This is a genomic window from Streptomyces sp. NPDC096040 (genome assembly GCF_040303265.1).
In the GTDB taxonomy this organism is placed as follows: Bacteria; Actinomycetota; Actinomycetes; order Streptomycetales; family Streptomycetaceae; genus Streptomyces.
The window spans coordinates 1-20,673 of sequence record NZ_JBEOTA010000013.1; the positions used below are offsets into that span (position 1 = coordinate 1).

General features: G+C 70.5%; 17 protein-coding genes and 5 pseudogenes. 15 read left to right on the top strand and 7 right to left on the bottom strand.

The window, feature by feature from the left end; all coding sequences use genetic code 11:
* Positions 1-133: 133 nt before the first annotated feature.
* Positions 134-961, bottom strand: a complete 828-nt coding sequence (modA, locus tag ABTY98_RS18950; protein WP_352222065.1) for a molybdate ABC transporter substrate-binding protein — start codon at positions 959-961, stop codon at positions 134-136.
* A 207-nt stretch (positions 962-1,168) separates the two neighbouring features.
* Here modA and ABTY98_RS18955 point away from each other — a divergent pair, with 207 nt between their 5' ends.
* The gene (locus tag ABTY98_RS18955; protein WP_352222066.1) at positions 1,169-1,657 is read left to right on the top strand and encodes a molybdopterin-dependent oxidoreductase; all 489 of its coding nucleotides are present in this window, start codon (positions 1,169-1,171) and stop codon (positions 1,655-1,657) included.
* Between the two features lie 69 nt (positions 1,658-1,726).
* On the opposite strand, the gene ABTY98_RS42345 is transcribed toward ABTY98_RS18955, so the two are convergent.
* Both ABTY98_RS42345 and ABTY98_RS42350 read right to left on the bottom strand, forming a co-directional pair.
* Entirely contained in the window at positions 1,727-2,014 is a 288-nt protein-coding gene (locus ABTY98_RS42345; RefSeq protein WP_502994271.1) for a molybdopterin cofactor-binding domain-containing protein, read from the bottom strand.
* A complete protein-coding gene (locus tag ABTY98_RS42350) occupies positions 1,942-2,370 on the bottom strand; it encodes a molybdopterin cofactor-binding domain-containing protein (RefSeq protein WP_502994280.1) in 429 nt (142 codons plus the stop codon). Before ABTY98_RS42350 ends, ABTY98_RS42345 begins: the two co-directional genes overlap by 73 nt.
* Here ABTY98_RS42350 and ABTY98_RS18965 point away from each other — a divergent pair.
* A complete protein-coding gene (locus tag ABTY98_RS18965; RefSeq protein WP_352222273.1) occupies positions 2,251-2,733 on the top strand; it encodes a PucR family transcriptional regulator in 483 nt (160 codons plus the stop codon). The two genes, ABTY98_RS42350 and ABTY98_RS18965, sit on opposite strands and share 120 nt — an antisense overlap.
* A 5-nt stretch (positions 2,734-2,738) precedes the next feature.
* Here ABTY98_RS18965 and ABTY98_RS18970 read toward each other — a convergent pair whose 3' ends face one another.
* The 4 genes from ABTY98_RS18970 to ABTY98_RS18985 all read right to left on the bottom strand — a co-directional run bounded on the left by ABTY98_RS18970 (position 2,739) and on the right by ABTY98_RS18985 (position 7,969).
* Complete coding sequence (locus ABTY98_RS18970) at positions 2,739-3,134, bottom strand: TOBE domain-containing protein (RefSeq protein ID WP_352222067.1); 396 nt, start codon at positions 3,132-3,134, stop codon at positions 2,739-2,741.
* Between the two features lie 106 nt (positions 3,135-3,240).
* Positions 3,241-3,762 (bottom strand): hypothetical protein, encoded by a 522-nt coding sequence (locus tag ABTY98_RS18975; protein ID WP_352222068.1) that lies wholly within the window; start codon positions 3,760-3,762, stop codon positions 3,241-3,243.
* 117 nt (positions 3,763-3,879) lie between these two features.
* The gene (locus ABTY98_RS18980) at positions 3,880-5,835 is read right to left on the bottom strand and encodes an APC family permease (RefSeq protein WP_352222069.1); all 1,956 of its coding nucleotides are present in this window, start codon (positions 5,833-5,835) and stop codon (positions 3,880-3,882) included.
* 574 nt (positions 5,836-6,409) lie between these two features.
* Positions 6,410-7,969, bottom strand: a complete 1,560-nt coding sequence (locus ABTY98_RS18985) for a Na+/H+ antiporter (protein ID WP_352222274.1) — start codon at positions 7,967-7,969, stop codon at positions 6,410-6,412.
* A gap of 182 nt (positions 7,970-8,151) precedes the next feature.
* Between ABTY98_RS18985 and ABTY98_RS42355 the strand changes: the two are divergent.
* From ABTY98_RS42355 to ABTY98_RS19045, 13 genes and pseudogenes are all read left to right on the top strand, one after another.
* Positions 8,152-8,205: pseudogene (locus ABTY98_RS42355) on the top strand (hypothetical protein); the annotation flags it as partial.
* Positions 8,206-8,213: 8 nt separating this feature from the next.
* A pseudogene (locus tag ABTY98_RS18990) lies at positions 8,214-9,662 on the top strand (sensor histidine kinase); the annotation flags it as partial.
* 44 nt (positions 9,663-9,706) lie between these two features.
* Positions 9,707-10,102, top strand: coding sequence for a DUF4118 domain-containing protein (locus ABTY98_RS18995; RefSeq protein ID WP_352222275.1), 396 nt, complete (start codon positions 9,707-9,709; stop codon positions 10,100-10,102).
* Positions 10,056-10,271, top strand: a pseudogene (locus ABTY98_RS19000) (amino acid permease); the annotation flags it as partial. The gene ABTY98_RS18995 and the pseudogene ABTY98_RS19000, both read left to right, overlap by 47 nt.
* Before the next feature lie 309 nt (positions 10,272-10,580).
* Entirely contained in the window at positions 10,581-10,670 is a 90-nt protein-coding gene (gene kdpF, locus ABTY98_RS19005; protein WP_016434100.1) for a K(+)-transporting ATPase subunit F, read from the top strand.
* Positions 10,671-10,677: 7 nt separating this feature from the next.
* On the top strand, positions 10,678-12,342 hold the full coding sequence (gene kdpA / locus ABTY98_RS19010) for a potassium-transporting ATPase subunit KdpA (RefSeq protein ID WP_352222070.1): 1,665 nt from the start codon (positions 10,678-10,680) through the stop codon (positions 12,340-12,342).
* A gap of 29 nt (positions 12,343-12,371) precedes the next feature.
* On the top strand, positions 12,372-14,465 hold the full coding sequence (kdpB, locus tag ABTY98_RS19015) for a potassium-transporting ATPase subunit KdpB (RefSeq protein ID WP_352222276.1): 2,094 nt from the start codon (positions 12,372-12,374) through the stop codon (positions 14,463-14,465).
* A 6-nt stretch (positions 14,466-14,471) separates the two neighbouring features.
* Positions 14,472-15,140 carry a potassium-transporting ATPase subunit C gene (locus ABTY98_RS19020; protein ID WP_352222071.1) on the top strand — a complete coding sequence of 223 codons (669 nt, stop codon included), beginning with the start codon at positions 14,472-14,474 and terminating at the stop codon, positions 15,138-15,140.
* On the top strand, positions 15,140-15,823 hold the full coding sequence (locus ABTY98_RS19025) for a response regulator (protein WP_352222072.1): 684 nt from the start codon (positions 15,140-15,142) through the stop codon (positions 15,821-15,823). The genes ABTY98_RS19020 and ABTY98_RS19025 overlap by 1 nt, the downstream gene beginning before the upstream one ends.
* A gap of 1 nt (position 15,824) precedes the next feature.
* Positions 15,825-16,562, top strand: a pseudogene (locus ABTY98_RS19030) (histidine kinase); the annotation flags it as partial.
* A pseudogene (locus ABTY98_RS19035) lies at positions 16,552-16,809 on the top strand (diaminopimelate decarboxylase); the annotation flags it as partial. The pseudogenes ABTY98_RS19030 and ABTY98_RS19035, both read left to right, overlap by 11 nt.
* A 350-nt stretch (positions 16,810-17,159) precedes the next feature.
* Positions 17,160-18,977 carry an amino acid permease gene (locus ABTY98_RS19040; RefSeq protein WP_352222073.1) on the top strand — a complete coding sequence of 606 codons (1,818 nt, stop codon included), beginning with the start codon at positions 17,160-17,162 and terminating at the stop codon, positions 18,975-18,977.
* Positions 18,978-19,078: 101 nt separating this feature from the next.
* Positions 19,079-20,593, top strand: a complete 1,515-nt coding sequence (locus ABTY98_RS19045) for a glycoside hydrolase family 43 protein (RefSeq protein ID WP_352222074.1) — start codon at positions 19,079-19,081, stop codon at positions 20,591-20,593.
* Positions 20,594-20,673 lie beyond the last annotated feature (80 nt).

The window sequence follows — 20,673 nt, forward strand, 5'->3', positions numbered from 1 at the left end:
CTCCTGCGTCGGCTTCGGGATGTGCGTGTCGGGGCCGAACATCGCCTTGGCCAGGCCTGCCCGGAGCCGCTGGGAGCCCGTGGCCTTCCGCCCGTGGCGGTGACGGCTCCGGCGCCCGGCTCGTCGACCTTCGTCACGGCTTGAGGAACCCGGCCTCGTTCAGGACCTGCTGGCCCTCGGTGGACTGCACCAGCGCGATGAACGCCTTGGCCACCGTCGGGTTCGGGGCGTTCTTCAGCAGGGCGATCGGATAGTCGTTGATGGCGTCGGCGGACTCGGGGAACTCCACGCCCTCCACCTTGTCACCCGCGGCCTTCACATCGGTCTTGTAGACGACCGCGGCGTCGGCCTCCTTGAGGACCACCTTGTTGAGGGCGGACTTCACGTCCTCCTCGTAGGAGACCGGGGTCAGCTTGAGCTTGCCGGCGTCCAGGGCCTTCTGCGCGGCGGCCCCGCACGGCACCGTCTTGTCGCAGAGGACCACCTTCAGCGACGAGTTGGTCAGGTCCTTCAGCGAGGTGACCTTGGTGGGGTTGCCCGGAAGGGTGGCGATCTCCAGCTGGTTGCGGACGAAGGTGGCCGGCGTGGTGGCGGTGTCCTTCTTGTCCGTCACGGTCGCCATCGTCTTGGCGCTCGCGGCGGCGAAGACGTCGGCGGGGGCCCCGCTGGTGATCTGCGCGGCGAGGGTGTCACTGCCGCCGAAGCTGAAGTTGACCTTCGTGCCCGGGTGCGCCCTCTCGAAGTCCGCCTTCAGCGTCGTGAAGCTCTCCTTGAGGGAGGCCGCCGCGAACACGGTGATCGAGCCCGACAGCTTGGGCGACGCCGACGACGAGGTGTCCGACTTCGTCGACGCGGAGGAGGCGTCGTTCGAGGAGGAGCAGGCGCTCAGGGCCAGCAGGGCCGCGACCGAGGCACCGGCCAGCTGGAGCGTCCGCCGGGTCCGGCGCGCGGAACGGGTCATCACGAGTGAACTCCTCTGAATCCAGATGGAAAAGCTGTCGCGCCCTGCTGCGACCTGTCTATCAGCCGCCAGCAGATGATACTGCCGCATGTGCCAGGCGTAAGTCTTCTGTCACATCGCATGAGCTGCACACTTATGACTTGGACCTGGCATGTGCGTTTGTACGGAGGTGTGCCGTGGGTAGCGTCATCCAGGAGGTGGCCGCACATGACGCTCGCCGCACTCGACCTCACCGGGGACCTGGCACGGCCGGCCCGGCTCACCGTGCCCGACCTCCTGCGCCGGCCCCAGCACCGGGTGCGGGTCAGCTTCGAGTGCGCCACCAGCGGCGTTCAGCACCACCGCTTCACCGGACCCCTGCTGTACGACGTCCTCAGCGACGCGGGCCCGGGGTTCGACCCCGCCCGGCGCAAGGACCGCCTGCGCTTCCTGATCGCGGTCACCGGCGCCGACGGGCACCACGCGCTGCTCTCATGGGCGGAGATCGACCCGGATTTCGCTCACGCCCCCGTTCTGCTCGCCGTCAGCATCGACGACACCCCGCTGGACCTGGCCGGCCCGCAACTGGTCCTGCCGCAGGACCGCTGCGGGGCCCGGCACATCAGCGGCATCACCGGGATACGGGTGGACGGGGCGTACGGCGGCTGGCATCCAGTGCCCGCCACACCCGGTCGCGCGTCAGCGGCAGCTCCGTGAACCGCACGCCGGTCGCGTCCCGCAGCGCGTTGGCCGGCGCCGGGGCGACCGGATTGAACGGGCTCTCGCTCATCGACTTGGCGCCCAGCGGCCCGATGGCGTCGGCGGTCTCCATGAAGTGCGCCTCGGTACGCGGGATGTCCACGTACTGCGAGAGCCGGTAGCGGCGGAAGACCGCCGTCTCGACTGACCGCGCGCGTCCAGCCGTACGTTCTCGAAGAGCGTGGCTCCGAGCGCCTGCGCGACCCCGCCCTCCACCTGGCCCCTGCACTGCATCGGGTTCATCACCTTGCCCGCGTCGGCCGCGTGCACACTGCGCAGGATGCGGATCTCGCCCGTGCCGGGGTCGACGGCCACCCGGAACCACTGCGCACTGAGCTCGACGCCGACCGCACGGGCGGCGACGTACAGCTCCTTGAGGGGGAGCCGCCCGCCCGGATGAAGGACGGCCTCCTGCGCGAGCCGCAGGTCGGCACGCGGGACGCGCAGCTGGGCCGCCGCGAAGTCCAGGAGCAGGTCGGCCAGGGCGCGGGAGGCGCGCGGGTGGCCTTGCCCGCCACCACGGTGCCGGTGGAGGCGAACGCGCCCGTGTCATGCCGTACGACATCGGTGTCGGACTGGCGGATCGTGATCCGGTCGACGGTGGTGGCGAGTTCGCCGGCCGCGATCTGGCTTGTGCCGGTCCCGGCGCCCTGGCCGGGGCCCTGGCACAGGCGCGTTACGCGTTCACCTCCGCTCGCGGCACCGCCCCGGACGCCTCCGCCCTCGTCGACGCCACCGCGCTCACCAGCCTGGCGGCGTTGCTCACCGGAGTGCGGGCCGACGTCCGCGCGGGCTACAGCCGGATCGTCCTCGGCCCGCTGCTCACCGGCGAACGGGCCGCCTCCGCCGCGCTGTTGAGCACCCTGGAGACCTTCCTGGCCTGCGACGGCTCCTGGGCGCGGGCCGCCGAGGCGCTGCATCTGCACGTCGACACCGTGCACTACCGGATGCAGCGGGTGGAGCACTTCACGGGGCGTGATCTGTCCCGGCTGAGCGACCGGCTGGACCTGTGGGCGGCGCTGATGTGCCGCTGACGGCGTCAGACGCGGTCGATGTGCACGTTCGTCGACTTCACCCGGGCGGTGGCCTCCATGCCGACCTCCAGGCCCAGTTCCTCGACAGCCTCGCGGGTCAGCAGGGAGACCAGGCGGTGCGGGCCGGCCTGGATCTCGACCTGGGCGGCGACGTCGCCGAGCTTGATCGCGGTGACGATGCCGGGGAAGGCGTTGCGGACCGAGGTGTAGGAGGCGTCCTCCTCGACGGTGCCGGCCCTGGCCAGTTCGACGGAGAACGCGGCGAGGTCCGTGCCGTCGATGAGCCGCCGGCCACCCTCGTCGCGATGGGTGGTCATCCGGCCGGCGTCGGCCCAGCGGCGGGCGGTGTCCGGGCTGACGCCGAGCAGCCGTGCCGCCTGGCCGATCGTGTAGGACTGCATGTGGTCACGATAACGGGGCGTGCGGACAGGACGTCTGCCGCAGTTGATCTGCCGACGACTTCGGCCCGGGTGGGATGTCAGTCGGATGTGGCAGCGTCCGTCGTGGTCAGGTGAGGCCGGATGCCTTCAGGACCGCTTGTGCGTTGGTGTCGTCGATCTCGTGGCCGAGCCGGGCGAGTACCTCGGTGCCCCGGCGCAGGGTTCCACGGGCCAGGGAGCGGCTCACGCCGGTGTCCAGTTCGTGCCAGAGCAGCGGATTCGCGCGCAGGACGTTCGGGTCGAGCTCCAGCCGGTGGCCGGCGGTGTCGCACAGGACCAGATGGGCGGAGACGTCACCGTACTGGCCGACGTAGACGAGCGAGTCGGTACGGACGGTACGGCGGCGGAGGGGGCCGCGTACGGCCAGCCAGCCGGGGCCCGCCGTGACCCGGGCGGGCAGCAGCATGGTGAGGATGGCGGCCGACAGGGTGACCCAAAGCAGCGCGCGGACCGGGGTGAGGGTGCCCGCGTCCCAGTCCACCAGGAACGTCAGGCCGCCGAAGCCGAGGGCACAGCCGACCGCCAGGCGTGCGCTGCCGCGCCAGGTGCGGTCGCCGGCTGCCCGGCCCCTGCGTCTTCTGTCCTCCATGAGGCCGACGGTAGGGGCCGGTGGGCGCTGGGGAACGGCGGCTGACGGGGTTCTTATGCGGACGGAGCGGTTATTGACGGGGTTCTTACGCCGTGGTCCGTTTTCCGGAGTGGCCGCTCAGCCCGTGTGGACGCGCGGCCGTCGCGAGCGGTCCGGCTCCGCCTCGCGCAGTACCTCCCGGGTGACCGGGGCGACCTCGCCCTGGCCGAAGAGGAAGAAGCGCAGGAAGTTGGCGAACGGGTTGCCCTCGGTCCACTCGAAGTAGATGTGGGGGATGCCGGCGGTCTCGTCGCGGACGTGCAGCAGAAGGGCGGCCAGGGCGTTGGGGATGGACGCCGACTCCAGGGTCAGGACGCGGTAGCGGTTGTGCAGGACCTCGCCGCGGACGGTCAGGCTCGCCTCGAACTCGGAGGGGTCGGTGACCGTGACCTCGACGAAGACGAAGTCCTCCTGCTCGGGCATGTCGTTGTCGGCCCGGATCTGTTCGATCTTGTCGCGGTACTCGGCCTTGTCGCGTCGGTCCGGCTCATTGGCGATGAACCGCATCTTGCGGCTGGCCATATCGCGGATGAATCGTTCCGCCATGTCGTCGAGCGTCACGCTCGTCACGCGCAGCTCGAAGGCGCGGGCAAGGCGCGACAGCAGCGAGACGAGGATGATGCCGACGATGAAGCAGGCACCGATCTTCACACCGTCAGGTCGCTCGATGACGTTCACGACGGTCGTGTAGAGGAAGACCGCCGAGATGATCCCGAAGGCGACGGCCCACTTCTGCTGGCCGGCCTTGCGGGCGGCGATGGTCACCGCGACGGCGGCGGAGCTGATCAGCACCAGCACACCGGTGGCGTAGGCGCCGCCCTGCGCGTCGACGCTGGCGTCGAAGATCCAGGTGACCAGGAAGGCAATCAGGGTGAAGACGATGACCATCGGGCGCACCGCGCGCGCCCAGTGCGGTGCCATGCCGTAGCGGGGCAGGTAGCGCGGCATCAGGTTGAGCAGGCCGGCCATCGCGGAGGCGCCGGCGAACCACAGGATGCAGATGGTCGAGACGTCGTAGACCGTGCCGAAGGCGTTGCCGAGATACTCGTGCGACAGGTAGGCGAGCGCACGGCCGTTGGCGTTGCCACCGGACTTGAACTCGTTCTCCGGAATCAGCAGCGTCGTGATGAAGCTGGTCGCGATCAGGAAGCAGCTCATGATCAGGGCGGCCGTGGTGAGCAGCTTCTTGGTGTCCCGGATCCGGCCGGTGGGCCGCTCCTCGGTGTCGCCGGGGTCGCCCTGGACGTGCGGCATGACGGCGACGCCGGTCTCGAAACCGGACAGGCCGAGCGCCAGCTTGGGGAAGACGATCAGAGCCACGCCGATCATGACGAAGACGTTGCCGTGTTCCGTGGTGAGGGCGCTGGTCCAGTCGGTGATGACATGGCCCGCGGTGGCCACGTGGTACAGGCCGACGATCACGACGACGACGTTCAGCGCGAGGTAGATGCCGACGAGGGCGACCGCGACGCCGATGGCCTCCAGGAAGCCCTTGAGGAAGACCGCGCCGAGCAGTGCCACCAGGATCAGCGTGATCAACATCTGCTTGCCCTGGAGGAAGTCCGTCAGATGCGGGTTCTCCACCAGGTGGGTGGAGGCGTCGGCGGCCGACAGAGTGATGGTGATGAGGAAGTCGGTGGCGGCGAAGCCCAGCAGGGTCAGCACGAAGAGCTTGCCCTGCCAGAAGGAGAGCAGCCGCTCCAGCATCGCGATGGAGCCCTCGCCGTGCGGGCTCTCCTCGGCGACGCGCCGGTAGACCGGCAGGGCGCCGGCCAGGGTGACGATGACCAGCACGATGGTCGCGATCGGGGACAGCAGACCGGCCGCGAGGGCCGCGATGCCGGGCTGGTAGCCGAGGGTCGAGAAGTAGTCCACACCGGTCAGGCACATCACCCGCCACCAGCGCTGGCCCTTGTGCGCGGCCTCGGGCTGCGCGTGGGGCCCGGTGTGGCCGCCGCTCTTGCCCATGTCGGACAGCCCCTCCAGCATCCAGGTGCGCAGGCGACTGGGAGGGGGATGTTCGGTCGTGGCCATCGGTCGGGCTCCTGGTGTCCGGCGCGCTGAGTGCGGGGTGGTTCGATTCCGGCCATCACGCGGACGGCGGCACCAGCGTATGCAGAGAGTGACGCGTGGGCCCACGGATCAGCGGCCCGAGGGCGTCAAGCTCGCGTTAAGAATCGCACGGCAGGCGGTGGCGGAGCATCAAGAAGAGGTGGCCTGAAGGCTGGAACAGGGCGTTCGGCTGTACGGGGACAGCGGCCCAGGATGGCCGGGGCCGGACACCGAGCGTTATCCCGTGAGGCTGTGGGCGGGGCCTGCCGCACGGAGGCCGGAGGCAGGGGGTGTTTCGCTGTCCCCGGCCGTACCGCCGGTGGTGCTTGGGCCTGTCTGACAATTCCCGTCTGCCTCGCGACGCCATGCACGCACTCTCGCCGCACCGGGCGCCGACCCAAGTACGTCCAGTACGAGGGCCTACGTCCGGGGGACCCCCAGAGCACGCACCTGACGCCGCGAGGTCGCCCTCCGGGCGACGTGTCGGACAGGCCCTGGCGCTGACCGGCCCTGGTGCCGTGGTTGGCCTTCGGCCGGCAGCCTGTCGGGTGGCCCCTCAGACGTCCGCCAGCCTCGCCTCCTCCAGGTCGAGGGACCGCTGAAGCCGTCTTCGGGTCGTGTCGCTGATCGTGTGCTCGTCGTACAGCCGCCGCAGCTCCGCCGCCTCCACCGCGATCAGGTCGCGGCGCAGCTGTCGGTAGACCAGGTCGGCGGACTCCACCGTGCTGTCGGCGAGGCGGTCCCGGGCGTCGTCGAGGCGGGCGTTGAGACCGCGCCGGAGCCGGTCGATGACCACGCCCGGGACCGCCTCCAGCTCCGACAGCTCCTCCAGGCGCCGGATGCCCGCGTCCGCCAGCCGGCAGCGGGCGGCGGCCTCCTCGCGCTCGGTGTGGTCGGGCTCAAGGGCGATGCCGGAGCGGCGTACGACGGAGGCCAGGCTGAAGCCCTGCACGACCAGGGTGACGACCACGACCGAGGTGGTCAGGACCAGGACCAGTGGGCGCTCGATGAGGGCCGAGCCGTCCTTGGCCGTCACCGGGATCGACAGCGCGGCCGCCAGCGGCACCACACCCCGGGTACCGGCCCAGGTCAGCACCACCGGCACCCGCCAGTTCGGCCGCTGTATGCCGCCCTTGCGCTGTACCACCGCCGACAGCGGCGCCAGCCACAGCAGCCGTACCGCGATCAACGTGCCGGCGACCGCCAGCGCGTACAGCGGCCACGCCCGGTCGCCCTCGGACAGTGCCCGCACCTGGGCGGGCAGCGCCAGCCCGATCAGGCTGAACACCACGCTCTCCAGCAGGAAGACCACCGTGCCGTAGACGGCGTGCAGCTGGAGCCTGATGCGGGCGTTGGTGAGCCGGTCGCCGCGGCCGCCCAGGACCACGCCCGCCACGACCACCGAGGTCACGCCGGAGGTGTGGGCTGCCTCCGCGAGGACATAGGCCGCGTACGGCGTGACCAGCGAGATCACCGTCTCCAGGACCGGGTCCTCGGTGCGCCGCCGGATCAGCGCGACGACACCGGCCACGACCGCGCCGATCAGCGTGCCGCCGCCCGCCAGCAGCAGGAACTCGCCGCCCGCCGCGCCCCAGTTCGCCGCCGCCGAGGCCACCGCGACGCTCACCGCGACCCGGTAGAGGACCAGGGAGGTCGCGTCGTTGAAGAGGCTCTCCGCCTGGACCAGCATCTGCACCTTCGGCGGCAGCGCCAGCCGGCGCCCCAGGGCGGTCACCGCGACCGGGTCGGTGCTGGCCAGGATCGCGCCGAGCACCAGTGCCATCTGCCAGGACAGCGGGGTGACCAGGGAGGCGACCACGCCGACGGCCGCGGCGGAGGCCAGCACCAGGCCGACCGCGAGCACCCCGACCGGCTTCCACACCGCGCGCAGCTCCCGCCAGGAGAGTTCCTCCGCGCTGGCGTAGAGCAGCGGCGGGAGGACGACGAGCCCGATGACGTCCGGGCTGATCTGGATCGTCGGAGTGCCCGGCAGCAGGGCCACGGCGAGGCCCGCGACCACGAGGAGGGAGGGGGCGGGAATCCGCCAGCGACGGGCGAAGGTCGCCACCACCGTGGCCAGTACCACGAGTGAAAGAACCGTACCCACGCTGCGCATGCCGTCCCCCTGGGGCTGTACGGGAGCCACTCTGACTCCCCGCCGACCAGACTTCCCGGCACACCGCCCTCACCCTATCCCGGAGTGCAGCCGTCAAGACAGTGTCAACGTCCTCGTCAGCGGCGCCAGAGACGCGTCAAGACGCCGACTCCGGGCCTGGCGGAGCGCTTCTCTTTGAGGTGATGAACGATGTACCGCGCGGACGACTGAAGGTCTACCTCGGGGCCGCCCCAGGGGTCGGCAAGACCTACCGCATGACATCGACGTCCACCGGGTCACCCACGAGCGTGCGGGCCGCGGCACCCTCCTGCCCTCCCGCCGCCGCACCCTCTCCACCCGCCGTCTGATCGCCGGCCCGGTCGCCGGGCTCGTGCTCCCGGTGCTGCTCACCGCCGCCCTCGCCCAGGTGCGCGGCACCGTCAACCTGACCAGCGAGGCCCTGCTGTTCCTGCTCGCGGTGGTCGGCGTGGCCTGCATAGGAGGGGTCACCTCCGCCGTGATCGCCTCCGTCACCGCGTCCCTGCTGCTCAACTACTGGTTCATCCCGCCCATCGGCCAGTTCACCCTCGACGATCCCAACGCCCTGCTCGCGCTCGGGGTGTTCGCGGTCGTGGCCGCCACCGTGGCCGGGGTCGTGGACCGCTCCCTGCGTCTGTCCCGGCGCGCGGCCCGGGCCACCGCCGAGGCGGAGACCATGTCCTCGCTGGCCGGCAGCATCGTGCGCGGCGGGCAGACCATCCCGGCGCTGCTGGAACGCACCCGAGAGACCTTCGGCATGGACTCCGCAGAACTCGTCGACGAGCCGCCCGACGCCGTCGACGCCACCGCGGTGCCGGCCGGCCCCGGCAACTACCTGGTCCTGCGCGGCCGTACGCCCTCCGCCTCCGAGCGACGGGTGCTTGCCGCGTTCGCCGCGCACGTCGGCTCGGCCGTCGAACGGGCCCGGCTCGCCCAGGCCGCCGCCGAGATCGAACCGGTGCGCGCCGCCGACCGGATGCGCACCGCGCTGCTGCGCGCCGTCGGCCACGACCTGCGCACCCCGCTCGCGGCCGGCTGGGCGGCGGTCACCTCACTGCGCAGCCGGGAGGTCGAGTTCTCCCCGGAGGACCGCGAGGAACTCCTCGCCACCGCCGACGAGTCCATGGCCCGGCTCAGCCGTCTCGTCGACAACCTCCTCGACCTCAGCCGCCTGGAGGCCGGGGCGCTCCCCCTCAGCCTGCGGGCCACGGCACTGGAGGAGGTGCTCCCGGGGGCACTGGCGGACATCCCGGCGGTCGAGGTGCACGGCGAAATGGAGAACATGCCCCCGCTGCTGGCCGACCCGCCGCTGCTGGAACGCGTGATCGCCAACCTGGTCGGCAACGCGGCCCGCTACAGCCCGCCCGGCGCGCGGGTGCTGGTGACCGCGAGTGTGCTGGCCGGGCGCGCCGAGCTCCGGGTCGTGGATCGGGGTCCGGGTCTGCCGGCGAGCGGCCGTGACCGTATCTTCGAGCCCTTCCAGCGGCTCGGCGACACCGACAACACCAACGGCCCCGGCCTCGGACTCGCCCTCGCCCGCGGGCTCACCGAGGCGATGAACGGCACCCTGACCCCCGAGGACACCCCGGGCGGCGGACTGACCATGGTCGTCTCGCTGCCCCTGGCCGATCGGACCCAACCCTTCCTGACACCGCAGCGCGTAGGAGGTGCCTGATGACCACCGCAGTCGACCTGGGACCCGCGACCTTCAGATGGCCCATGCCCACCAGGGACCGGGTCGCCCTCGCCACAGGCCCCGTCGCCCCCTTCCTCGTCTCCGTCGCCCTCGTCCCCTTCCGCACCGGCCTGTCCCACACCAACGCGGCCCTGATCCTCGTCGTGGTGGTCGTCGCCGTGGCCGCGCTGGGCAGCCGCACGGCCGGAGCCGTGGCGGCGCTCTCGGCGGCGGCCTGGTTCGCCCGTGGCGCAGCCGCAATCGGATACAGCTTCCTGACCCGGCCGTACGAGACCTTCGACATCAGCGCCACCGCCGACATCGAGACGGCCGTGCTGCTGCTCGTCGTCGGCCTGATCGTGGCCCAGCTCGCGGCCCACGCCCGCGAGCTGGAACGAGCGGCGCACGCTGGGCCGCCCCATCGCCGCGTACGTCCGTGAGGTCACCGCGTCCGAGCCGGCCACCCAGGTGACCGTGCTGATCCCGGAGACCGAGCCCGAGCGGCTGTGGCAGCGGCTGCTGCAGAACCAGCGTGGTGCCGTCGTCGCGCACGCTGTGCGCAAGGAGACCGACGCGGTGATCTGCCGGCTGCGGTTCCTCCTGTCCTGAGGCCTGCCCTGACGCGTCCGTTGCGCCTGAGGCCCGCGTTCCCCCTGTTCAGGGGGTTTCGGGGGCCGAACGGCGGTTTCCGGTCGCGGGTGGGCCGGGCGGGCGTAAGAGTCCCGTCAAGGGCGCGAACGCCGCCGTAAGGGACCCGTCAACAGCAGCCGAATCCGGCCAGAAAGACGCTTTCCTCTAACCGTCCGAGTCCGTTCCGAACCTCATCCAGGAGTTCACGATGGCCGATCTGGCCTTCGTCGTCACCGTGCTCGCGGGTTTCGCGCTGGTGGCCCTCATCGCCAAGGGGGTGACCAAGCTGTGACCGCCGAGAACATCGTCGGCCTCGTCGTGGCCGTCGCCCTGCTGGGCTATCTCGTCCTCGCCCTGATCTTCCCGGAGAGGTTCTGAGACAGCAATGGGTCCCGTAACCGCCGCCGTGCTCCAGCTCGTCGCGCTCATAGGCGCGCTGGCGCTCTGCTACATCCCCTTCGGCAACTACATGGCGAAGGTCTACTCCTCCGACAGGCACTGGCGGGTCGAGAAGTGGATCTACAAGGGCATCGGCGCCAACCCCGACACCGAGATGCGCTGGCCCGCCTACCTGCGCGGGGTCCTCGCCTTCTCCGCGGTCAGCGTCCTCTTCCTCTACCTGCTGATGCGGCTCCAGGGCATCCTGCCCGGCTCGCTCGGCTTCTCCTCGGTCAACCCGGCGCAGTCGTTCAACACGGCCGTCTCCTTCGTGACCAACACGAACTGGCAGTCGTACTACGGCGAGCAGACCATGGGGCACGTGGTGCAGACCGCCGGTCTGGCCGTGCAGAACTTCGTCTCCGCCGCCGTCGGCATCGCCGTGGCGGTGGCCCTGGTACGCGGCTTCGCGCGCTCGCGCACCGGTGAGATCGGCAACTTCTGGACCGACCTGGTCCGGGGTGTCATCCGCATCCTCGTGCCGTTCGCCGCGATCGCCGCGATCATCCTGGTCGCCTGCGGTGCCATCCAGAACTTCTCCGGCATCCACGAGGTCGGTCAGTTCCTGGGCGGCTCGCAGCAGTGGAACGGCGGCGCGGTCGCCTCCCAGGAGGCCATCAAGGAGCTGGGCACCAACGGCGGCGGCTACTTCAACGCCAACTCCGCCCACCCGTTCGAGAACCCCACGCCCTTCACCAACCTCTTCGAGATCTTCCTGATCCTGCTGATCCCGTTCTCGCTGACCCGCACCTTCGGTGTGATGGTCGGCTCGGTGCGGCAGGGCTACGCGATCCTCGCCACGATGTTCGCCATCTGGCTGGGCTTCGTCGCCCTGATGATGTGGACCGAGTTCGCCCACCACGAGGGCGCGCTCCAGATCGCGGGCGGGGCGATGGAGGGCAAGGAGGTCCGCTTCGGGGTCGGCGCCTCGTCGATCTTCGCGGTGTCGACCACCCTGACCTCGACCGGCGCGGTGGACTCCTTCCACTCCTCGTTCACCGGCCTCGGCGGTGGTATCAACCTGCTCAGCATGATGCTGGGCGAGATCGCGCCCGGCGGTACCGGCTCCGGCCTCTACGGCATCCTGATCATGGCGGTCATCGCGGTGTTCATCGCCGGTCTGATGGTCGGCCGTACGCCCGAGTACCTGGGCAAGAAGATCGGCTCCCGTGAGATCAAGCTGTCGGCCGTCTACATCCTGATCACCCCGGCGCTGGTGCTCGTCTTCACCTCGATCTCCATGGCCCTGCCGACCCCGCCGCACTCCATGCTCAACCCCGGGGCGCACGGCTTCTCCGAGGTCCTGTACGCCTTCACCTCGGCGGCCAACAACAACGGCTCGGCCTTCGCGGGCCTGAACGCGAACACCGACTGGTACAACACCATGACCGGACTCGCGATGCTGTTCGGCCGCTTCCTGCCGATGGTGTTCGTCCTGGCGCTGGCCGGCTCGCTCGCCGAGCAGCGGCCCGTCCCGGCCACGGCCGGCACCCTGCGCACCGAGAAGCCGCTCTTCACCGGCCTGCTCGTCGGCGCGATCCTGATCATCACCGGTCTCACCTACTTCCCGGCCCTGGCGCTGGGCCCGCTGGCCGAGGGGCTGGCGTCGTGACCACCCGAACGGAAGCCCACGAGGACACCATGTCCACACCCACCCTTGCGCCCCACCAGGACGCGCCGACCGGGCACAAGCCCGCCGAAGGCCGCGTCGGCGCGGGCCTGTTCGACTCCAAGCAGCTGATCAAGTCCCTCCCCGAGGCCTGCCGCAAGCTCGACCCGCGGGTCATGGTCAAGTCGCCCGTGATGTTCGTGGTGTGGGTCGGCTCCATCCTGACCACCGTCTTCTCCTTCAAGGACCCGGGCGACTGGTTCGGCTGGGCCATCAGCGCCTGGCTGTGGCTGACCGTGATCTTCGCCAACCTCGCGGAGGCGGTCGCCGAGGGCCGCGGCAAGGCCCAGGCCGAAACCCTGCGCAAGGCCAAGACCGACACCGTCGCCCGGCGGCTCGTCGGTGACACCGAGGAGCAGGTGCCCGGCACCGAGCTGAAGATCGGTGACCTGGTGGTCTGCGAGGCCGGTGACATCATCCCCGGTGACGGTGACGTCATCGAGGGCGTCGCCTCGGTCGACGAGTCGGCGATCACCGGTGAGTCGGCCCCGGTCATCCGGGAGTCCGGCGGTGACCGGTCCGCGGTCACGGGCGGTACCAAGGTGCTGTCGGACCGGATCGTCATCAAGATCACGACGAAGCCGGGCGAGACCTTCATCGACCGGATGATCAGCCTGGTCGAGGGCGCGGCCCGGCAGAAGACACCCAACGAGATCGCGCTGAACATCCTGCTCGCCTCGCTGACCATCGTCTTCCTGCTGGCCGTCGCCACCCTCCCGCCGTTCGCGGACTACGCGGGCACCCATCTGACGATGATCGTGCTGGTCGCCCTCCTCGTCTGTCTGATCCCGACCACCATCGGCGCGCTGCTCTCCGCGATCGGTATCGCCGGCATGGACCGGCTGGTGCAGCGCAACGTCCTCGCCATGTCCGGCCGCGCGGTCGAGGCCGCCGGTGACGTCTCCACCCTGCTGCTCGACAAGACCGGCACCATCACCCTCGGCAACCGCCAGGCCTCCGAGTTCGTGCCCGTGAGCGGCACCACCGAGGCCGAGGTGGCCGATGCCGCCCAGCTGTCGTCGCTGGCCGACGAGACCCCCGAGGGCCGCTCCATCGTCGTACTGGCGAAGGAGAAGTACGGGCTGCGTGAGCGGCACCGGGGCGAGCTGGCGCACGCCGAGTGGATCGCCTTCACCGCCCAGACCCGGATGTCGGGTGTGGACGTCGACGGCCGGAAGATCCGCAAGGGTGCGGCCGGTTCGGTCATCGCCTGGGTCCGTGAGCGGGGCGGCACCGTCGCCGAGGACGCGGACACCCTGGCCAACCGCATCTCCGAGTCCGGCGGCACCCCGCTCCTGGTCGCGGTCGAGGACGCCGAGGGCGCCCGCGTCCTGGGCGTCATCCACCTCAAGGACGTCGTCAAGGACGGCATGCGCGAACGGTTCGAGGAACTGCGCCGCATGGGCATCAAGACCGTCATGATCACGGGTGACAACCCGCTCACCGCCAAGGCGATCGCCGAGGAGGCGGGCGTCGACGACTTCCTCGCCGAGGCCACCCCCGAGGACAAGATGGCCCTCATCAAGCGGGAGCAGGCCGGCGGCAAGCTGGTCGCGATGACCGGTGACGGCACCAACGACGCACCCGCGCTGGCCCAGGCGGACGTCGGCGTGGCGATGAACACGGGTACGTCGGCCGCCAAGGAGGCCGGCAACATGGTCGACCTCGACTCCAACCCGACCAAGCTCATCGAGATCGTCGAGATCGGCAAGCAGCTGCTGATCACCCGCGGTGCGCTGACCACGTTCTCCATCGCCAACGACGTCGCGAAGTACTTCGCGATCATCCCGGCGCTGTTCGCGGCGGTCTACCCGGGCCTCGACAAGCTCAACATCATGCACCTGTCCTCGCCCAACTCCGCGATCCTGTCCGCGGTCATCTTCAACGCGCTGATCATCATCGCACTGGTGCCGCTCTCCCTGAGGGGCGTCCAGTACCGGCCGGTGAGCGCGGACAAGATGCTGCGCCGCAACCTCACGATCTACGGCATCGGCGGGCTGATCGCCCCGTTCATCGGCATCAAGATCATCGACCTGCTCATCTCCCTCATCCCCGGGATCGGTTGATCCATCATGAACAACTCGGTTACGAACACGGCCCGGTTGCTCGGGGCGGGCCTGCGCGCCCTCCTCGTGCTGACCCTGGTGACGGGCGTCATCTACCCGCTGGTCATCACCGGCATCGCCCAGGCCGCGTTCCACAACAAGGCGAACGGCTCCGAGATCAAGTCGGACGGCAAGGTCGTCGGCTCGTCCCTGATCGGGCAGTCGTACAACCTGCCGCTGAAGAAGGGCCAGGAGACCCCGGACGCGGACCTGAAGTGGTTCCAGGGCCGCCCGGCCAACGGGCTCGGCAGCAACAGCGTCAACACCCAGTACAAGCTGATCCTTTCGGGGGCGACCAACCTCGCCGCCGACAACAAGGTGCTGATCCAGCAGGTGAAGGACGCCCAGGCCGCGGTCGTCAAGGACAACTCGGTGCCCGGCTACACCGTCAAGGTCTCCCAGGTGCCCGCCGACGCCGTGACGTCCTCGGGCTCCGGTCTGGACCCGGACATCTCCCCGGCCTACGCCGAGCTCCAGGTCCACCGGGTCGCCGCGGAGAACAACCTCTCCGTCGACCAGGTGGAGAAGCTGGTGAAGGACCACATGGACGGCCGTACCCTCGGCTTCATCGGGGAGCCCCAGGTGAACGTCCTCGAACTCAACATCGGGCTGAAGGAACTGATCAAGGGCAGCTGATGACCCGAGTGCTGGTCGTGGAAGACGACCCACAGCTCGTACGGGCACTCGTGATCAACATGCAGGCACGCCAGTACGGAGTGGACGCGGCGCCAGACGGCGCCACGGCCCTCCGGCTGGCGGCCGCGCGTCAGCCGGACGTGGTGATGCTCGACCTCGGACTGCCCGACATGGACGGGGTCGACGTCATCAGGGCGCTGCGCGGCTGGACCCGTGTACCGATCCTGGTGCTGTCGGCGCGTCAGGCCTCCGACGAGAAGGTCGCCGCGCTGGACGCGGGCGCCGACGACTACATCACCAAGCCGTTCAGCATGGACGAACTCCTCGCCCGGCTGCGGGCTGCGGTCCGCCGTACCGAGGAGGTCCCGCTCGCCCCCGAAACCACCCTGGTGGAGACCGCCGACTTCACCATCGACCTCCTCGCCAAGAAGGCCGCACGGGCCGGTCACGACGTCCGGCTCACCCCCACCGAGTGGCATCTGCTGGAGATCCTGGTCACCAACCCCGGCCGGCTCGTCACCCAGAAGCAGCTGCTGCGGGAAGTGTGGGGAGTCTCGCAGAGCAACAAGACCAATTATCTGCGGGTATACATGGCGCAGCTCCGCCGCAAACTGGAGGCGGACCCCTCGCACCCCCGGTACCTGATCACCGAGCCCGGCATGGGCTACCGCTTCGAAGGATGACATGGCACGCGGCAGGCTCCGGATCTACCTCGGTGCGGCTCCCGGCGTGGGCAAGACCTACGCCATGCTCTCCGAGGCCCACCGAAGGATCGAACGGGGCACCGACTGTGTCGTCGCGTTCGTCGAACACCACGGGCGGCCGCGCACCGAGGTGATGCTGCACGGCCTGGAGGAGATCCCGCGCAGGGAACTGGAGTACCGCGGCGCGGTGTTCACGGAGATGGACGTCGACGCCGTCCTCGCACGCCGCCCCCAGGTCGCCCTCGTCGACGAACTCCCGCACACCAACATCCCGGGCTCCCGCAACGCCAAGCGCTGGCAGGACGTCGAGGAACTGCTGTCCGCCGGGATCGACGTCGTCTCCACCGTCAACATCCAGCATCTGGAGTCGCTGGGCGATGTCGTGGAGTCCATCACCGGGGTACGCCAGCAGGAGACGGTCCCGGACGAAGTGGTGCGCCGCGCCGACCAGATCGAGCTGATCGACATGTCCCCGCAGGCGCTGCGCCGCCGTATGGCGCACGGCAACATCTACCAGCCGGACAAGGTCGACGCGGCCCTGTCCAACTACTTCCGGCCCGGCAACCTCACCGCCCTGCGTGAACTCGCGCTGCTGTGGGTCGCGGACCGGGTCGACGAGTACCTGAACGAGTACCGCAGCGAGCACCGGGTCTCGAAGATCTGGGGGTCGCGGGAGCGGATCGTGGTCGGCCTCACCGGCGGCCCGGAGGGGCGGACCCGCGGCCCTGGCACCGGTGACCGTCGTGGGCCGGCACTGCGAGGCGGGGGACATCCTGGCCGCCGACGCCGAACTCCCCGCCGACCTGCTCGCGGTTCCGGTGGCCAGTGCCCACCACCTCTCCATGGCCTCCGGCTACAACCTGGTGGGCCGTCCGCCGGTCACCGCGGTCCGTGACGGCCACGCCCGGCTGCTGGTCCGCCGTGAGTCCATGGAGGACATCCGCCGCCGGGACGTCGGGCTATAGGGCTGTCTGACAGTTCCCGTCTGCCTCGCGACGCCGCGCACGCACTCTCGCCGCACCCGGCGCAGACCCAAGTACGTCCAGCACGAGGGCCTACGCCCGGCAACTCCCCCAGCCTCCGGCCGGGGGGACCCCCAGAGCACGCACCTGACGCCGCGGGGCCGCCCTCCGGGCGACGACGGGAACTGTCAGACAAGCCCCTAGCCCGACCCCGCAGGGCCGCCGCGAAGGCTCCCGGGCGGGGTGGCCATCCCTCACTCACGCCGGCCGGCCCGTCCGGGTCTCACGGGGCGGGCCGGACGGGCACGGAGGACACTGTTGCCGACCGTCCCACCGGCCGTGATGAGGTCCCGATGGCGTATGGCCTGGCACGTCGTGAACTGAGACCCAGGGTCCCGCTGCGCCCGGGTGAGGGCGACAAGCACGGTCTGACCAGCCTGGAAGGGCTGGCCGCGCTGTCCCTGGACGCGCTCAGCTCGGTGGCCTACGGCCCCGAGGCGATCGTGCTGGCCCTGGTGGTCGCCGGCACCGGGGCGCTCACCGCCACCCTGCCCATCACCCTGGCGATCACCTTTCTGCTCGCCGTGCTCGTCGTGTCGTACGGCCAGGTCATCGCGGCTCACCCGGACGGCGGTGGCGCCTACGCCGTCGCCAAGGCGGATCTCGGTGCCAACGCGAGCCTGCTCGCCGCCGCCAGCCTGGTCGTCGACTACGTGCTCACCGTCGCCGTCAGCCTCGCCGCCGGCGTCGACGCGCTCGCCTCTGCCTTCCCGGTGCTGGGCCGCGACAAGCTGCTCGTCTGTCTGATCGGCCTGGCCTTGCTGACGGCCGTGAACCTGCGGGGCGTCGCCGAGAGCGCCCGGGTGCTGATGCTGCCGACCCTGCTGTTCATCGTGGCGATCCTCGGCGTGATCCTCCTCGGTCTGCTGCGCTCGCACCCGGTCGCCGTCGTCGGCACCCACCAGCCCGTGCACGCGACCGAGGCACTGAGCGCGCTGGTGATCCTCAAGGCGTTCTCGTCCGGCTGCTCGGCCCTGACCGGTGTGGAGGCCATCGCCAACGCCGTACCGACCTTCCGGCCCCCCAGCGTCAAGCGCGCGCAGCGCACCGAGTTGATGCTCGGCGCGCTGCTCGGGATCATGCTGATCGGCGTGGCGGTCCTGATCCACCGCGACCATGTGGCCCCGCGCGGCGGGGTGACCGTCCTCGCCCAGCTCACCGCGGGCGCCTACGGCACCGGCTGGCCCTACTACGCCACCAGTCTCATCGTCACCCTCGTCCTGGGCCTGGCCGCCAACACCAGCTTCGGCGGGCTGCCGGTGCTGATGAGCCTGCTGGCCCGCGACCACCGGCTGCCCCATCTCTTCGGCCTGCGCGCCGAACGCCCGGTCTACCGCTACGGCGTTCTGGCCCTGGCCCTGCTGGCCGCGCTCCTGCTGCTCGCCACCGACGCCGACACCCACCGGCTGCTCCCGCTCTTCGCCATCGGCGTCTTCATCGGCTTCACCCTCAGCCAGTTCGGCCTGGTCCGGCACTGGGCGACCCGGCGGCCGCCCGGCTGGAAGCGCCGGGCGCTGATCAACGGCACCGGCGCCCTGCTCACCACCCTGGCCGGCGTCATCCTGCTGTTAACCAAGTTCCTGGCCGGCGCCTGGGCGGTCGTGATCACCGTACCGCTGCTGATGCTGCTGTTCGCCCGCATCCAGCGCTACTACTCCGAAGTGGGTGAGGAGCTGGGCCTCGGGCGCATCCCGCAGCCGCCACCCCGGCACACCGGCAGCCTGGTGATCGTGCCGATCGGCGAGGTCAGCAAGCTCGCCCGGCACGCCCTCGGCGCCGCTCTCGCCCTCGGCGACGAGGTGGTGGCCGTCGCGGTGCACGCAGACCCGGACAGGTCCCGTGCGCTGGAGGAGGCCTGGCAGCGGTGGAACCCCGGAGTGCGCCTCGACATCGTCAACAGCCCGCACCACTCCCTGGTGCAGCCCATCGTCGAGTATGTGCAACGGGCGGCGGAGGGCGGCCGTCAGGTCGCCGTCCTCATCCCCGAGGTGGAACCGACGCACCGCCGTTACGAGATCCTCCAGAACCAGCGTGGCCTGCTCCTCGCCACCGTCCTGCGGGCCCGCACCGACGTCGTGGTCTGCCTGCTCCCGTACCGCCTGAAGCTGTAGAACACCCGCCTTGTCGGGCCTCGGACAGCCCCTTACAGTGCGCCTCGTAATGTTCGACGACCTCGCCGAAACTTTCGGCGACGCCTGGGGAGGGCACCCACATGCGGACGTACGACAACCCGGTCATCCCCGGATTCCACCCCGACCCGAGCGTGTGCCGGGTGGGGGAGGACTACTACCTGGTGTGTTCCAGCTTCGAGTACTTCCCCGGCGTCCCGCTCTTCCACAGCCGGGACCTGGTGCACTGGCGGCAGCTCGGCAACGTGCTGGACCGGCCCGGGCAGTTGACACTGGCCGACGGCACTCCGGCCTCGGCCGGGGTCTACGCCCCGACGATCCGGCACCACGACGGGCGCTTCCATGTCGTCACCACCGATGTCAGTGGCGCCGGCACCTTCCTGGTCAGCGCCGAGCGGCCCGAGGGTCCCTGGTCCGACCCGGTGTGGATCGACGTACCCGGCATCGACCCCGACCTCGCCTGGGACGAGAACGGCGACTGCTGGTGTGCCGTGGCCGGAAACGCCATCGCCCGGATCGACACCCGGAGCGGGAAGGTGCTGGAAGGCCCGCTGCCCCTGTGGTCGGGGACCGGCCTGCGGGACCCGGAGGCACCGCACCTGTACCGGGTGGGGGAGTGGTGGTACCTGCTGATCGCCGAGGGTGGTACGGCCCTCGGGCACGGGGTCTCGGTGGCCAGGGCCCGTTCCCCGCGCGGCCCCTGGGAGCCGGCGCCCGGCAACCCGCTGGTCTCGCACCGGGGCACCGGGTCGCCGATCCAGTGCACCGGGCACGCCGACCTGGTCCGGGCGGCCGACGGCAGCTGGTGGGCGGTGCTGCTCGGAACCCGTCCGCGAGGCTGGTTCCCGGAGTTCCATGTGCTCGGCCGGGAGACCTTCCTGGCGCCGGTGGAGTGGGTGGACGGCTGGCCGCACATGGGGGAGATACGGGAGCGCGCGACCGCACCGGCGGCCTGGCACCCGGTCGAACGGCCGCCCCTGCGCGACGACTTCACGGCCGACGCCCTCGCACCGCACTGGATCTCCCCGCGCAGCCGGCCGGACGGCTCCTGGTCGCTCGCCGAACGGCCCGGGTGGCTGACGCTCACGGCCACCGGGGACAGCCTCGACCGGCCCGGGCACACCTTCGTCGGCCGCCGCCAGCAGCACCCGGACTGCCGCGCGGCCGCCCTGCTCGACCCGGGTCCGGCACGCGCGGGTCTCTCGGTCCGTATCGACGAGGCCCACCACTACGACCTGGAGGTGGCCGGGGGAGTGGTGAGCGCGGTCGCACGGATCGGGCCGTTGCGGCAGACGCTCGCCGAACGCGCCGTACCGCCGGGGCCGGTCACCCTCGTCATCGAGATCCGTACAACCCGGGTGCCGCCGCCCACCGCCGTCGCGCCCGGGAGCTCCGGTACGACCGGAGTCCGTCCGGCCGGCCCCGATGCAGTGACCCTTTCGATCGAAACGCCCGACGGTGTCGTTCGGCTGGCCGAACTCGACGGCCGGTATCTCTCCACCGAGGTGGCGGGCGGCTTCACCGGCCGGGTCATCGGCATGTACGTCACCGAACACCGGGCCGCCTTCGACTGGTTCGAATACACGCCCATCAGCTGATGCGCGACACCTTGACGCTCCTGATCCTCCTTTCTAGAGTCGCGGTTCGGAACGTTCGGAGAAAGTGTCGAATGTTTCGA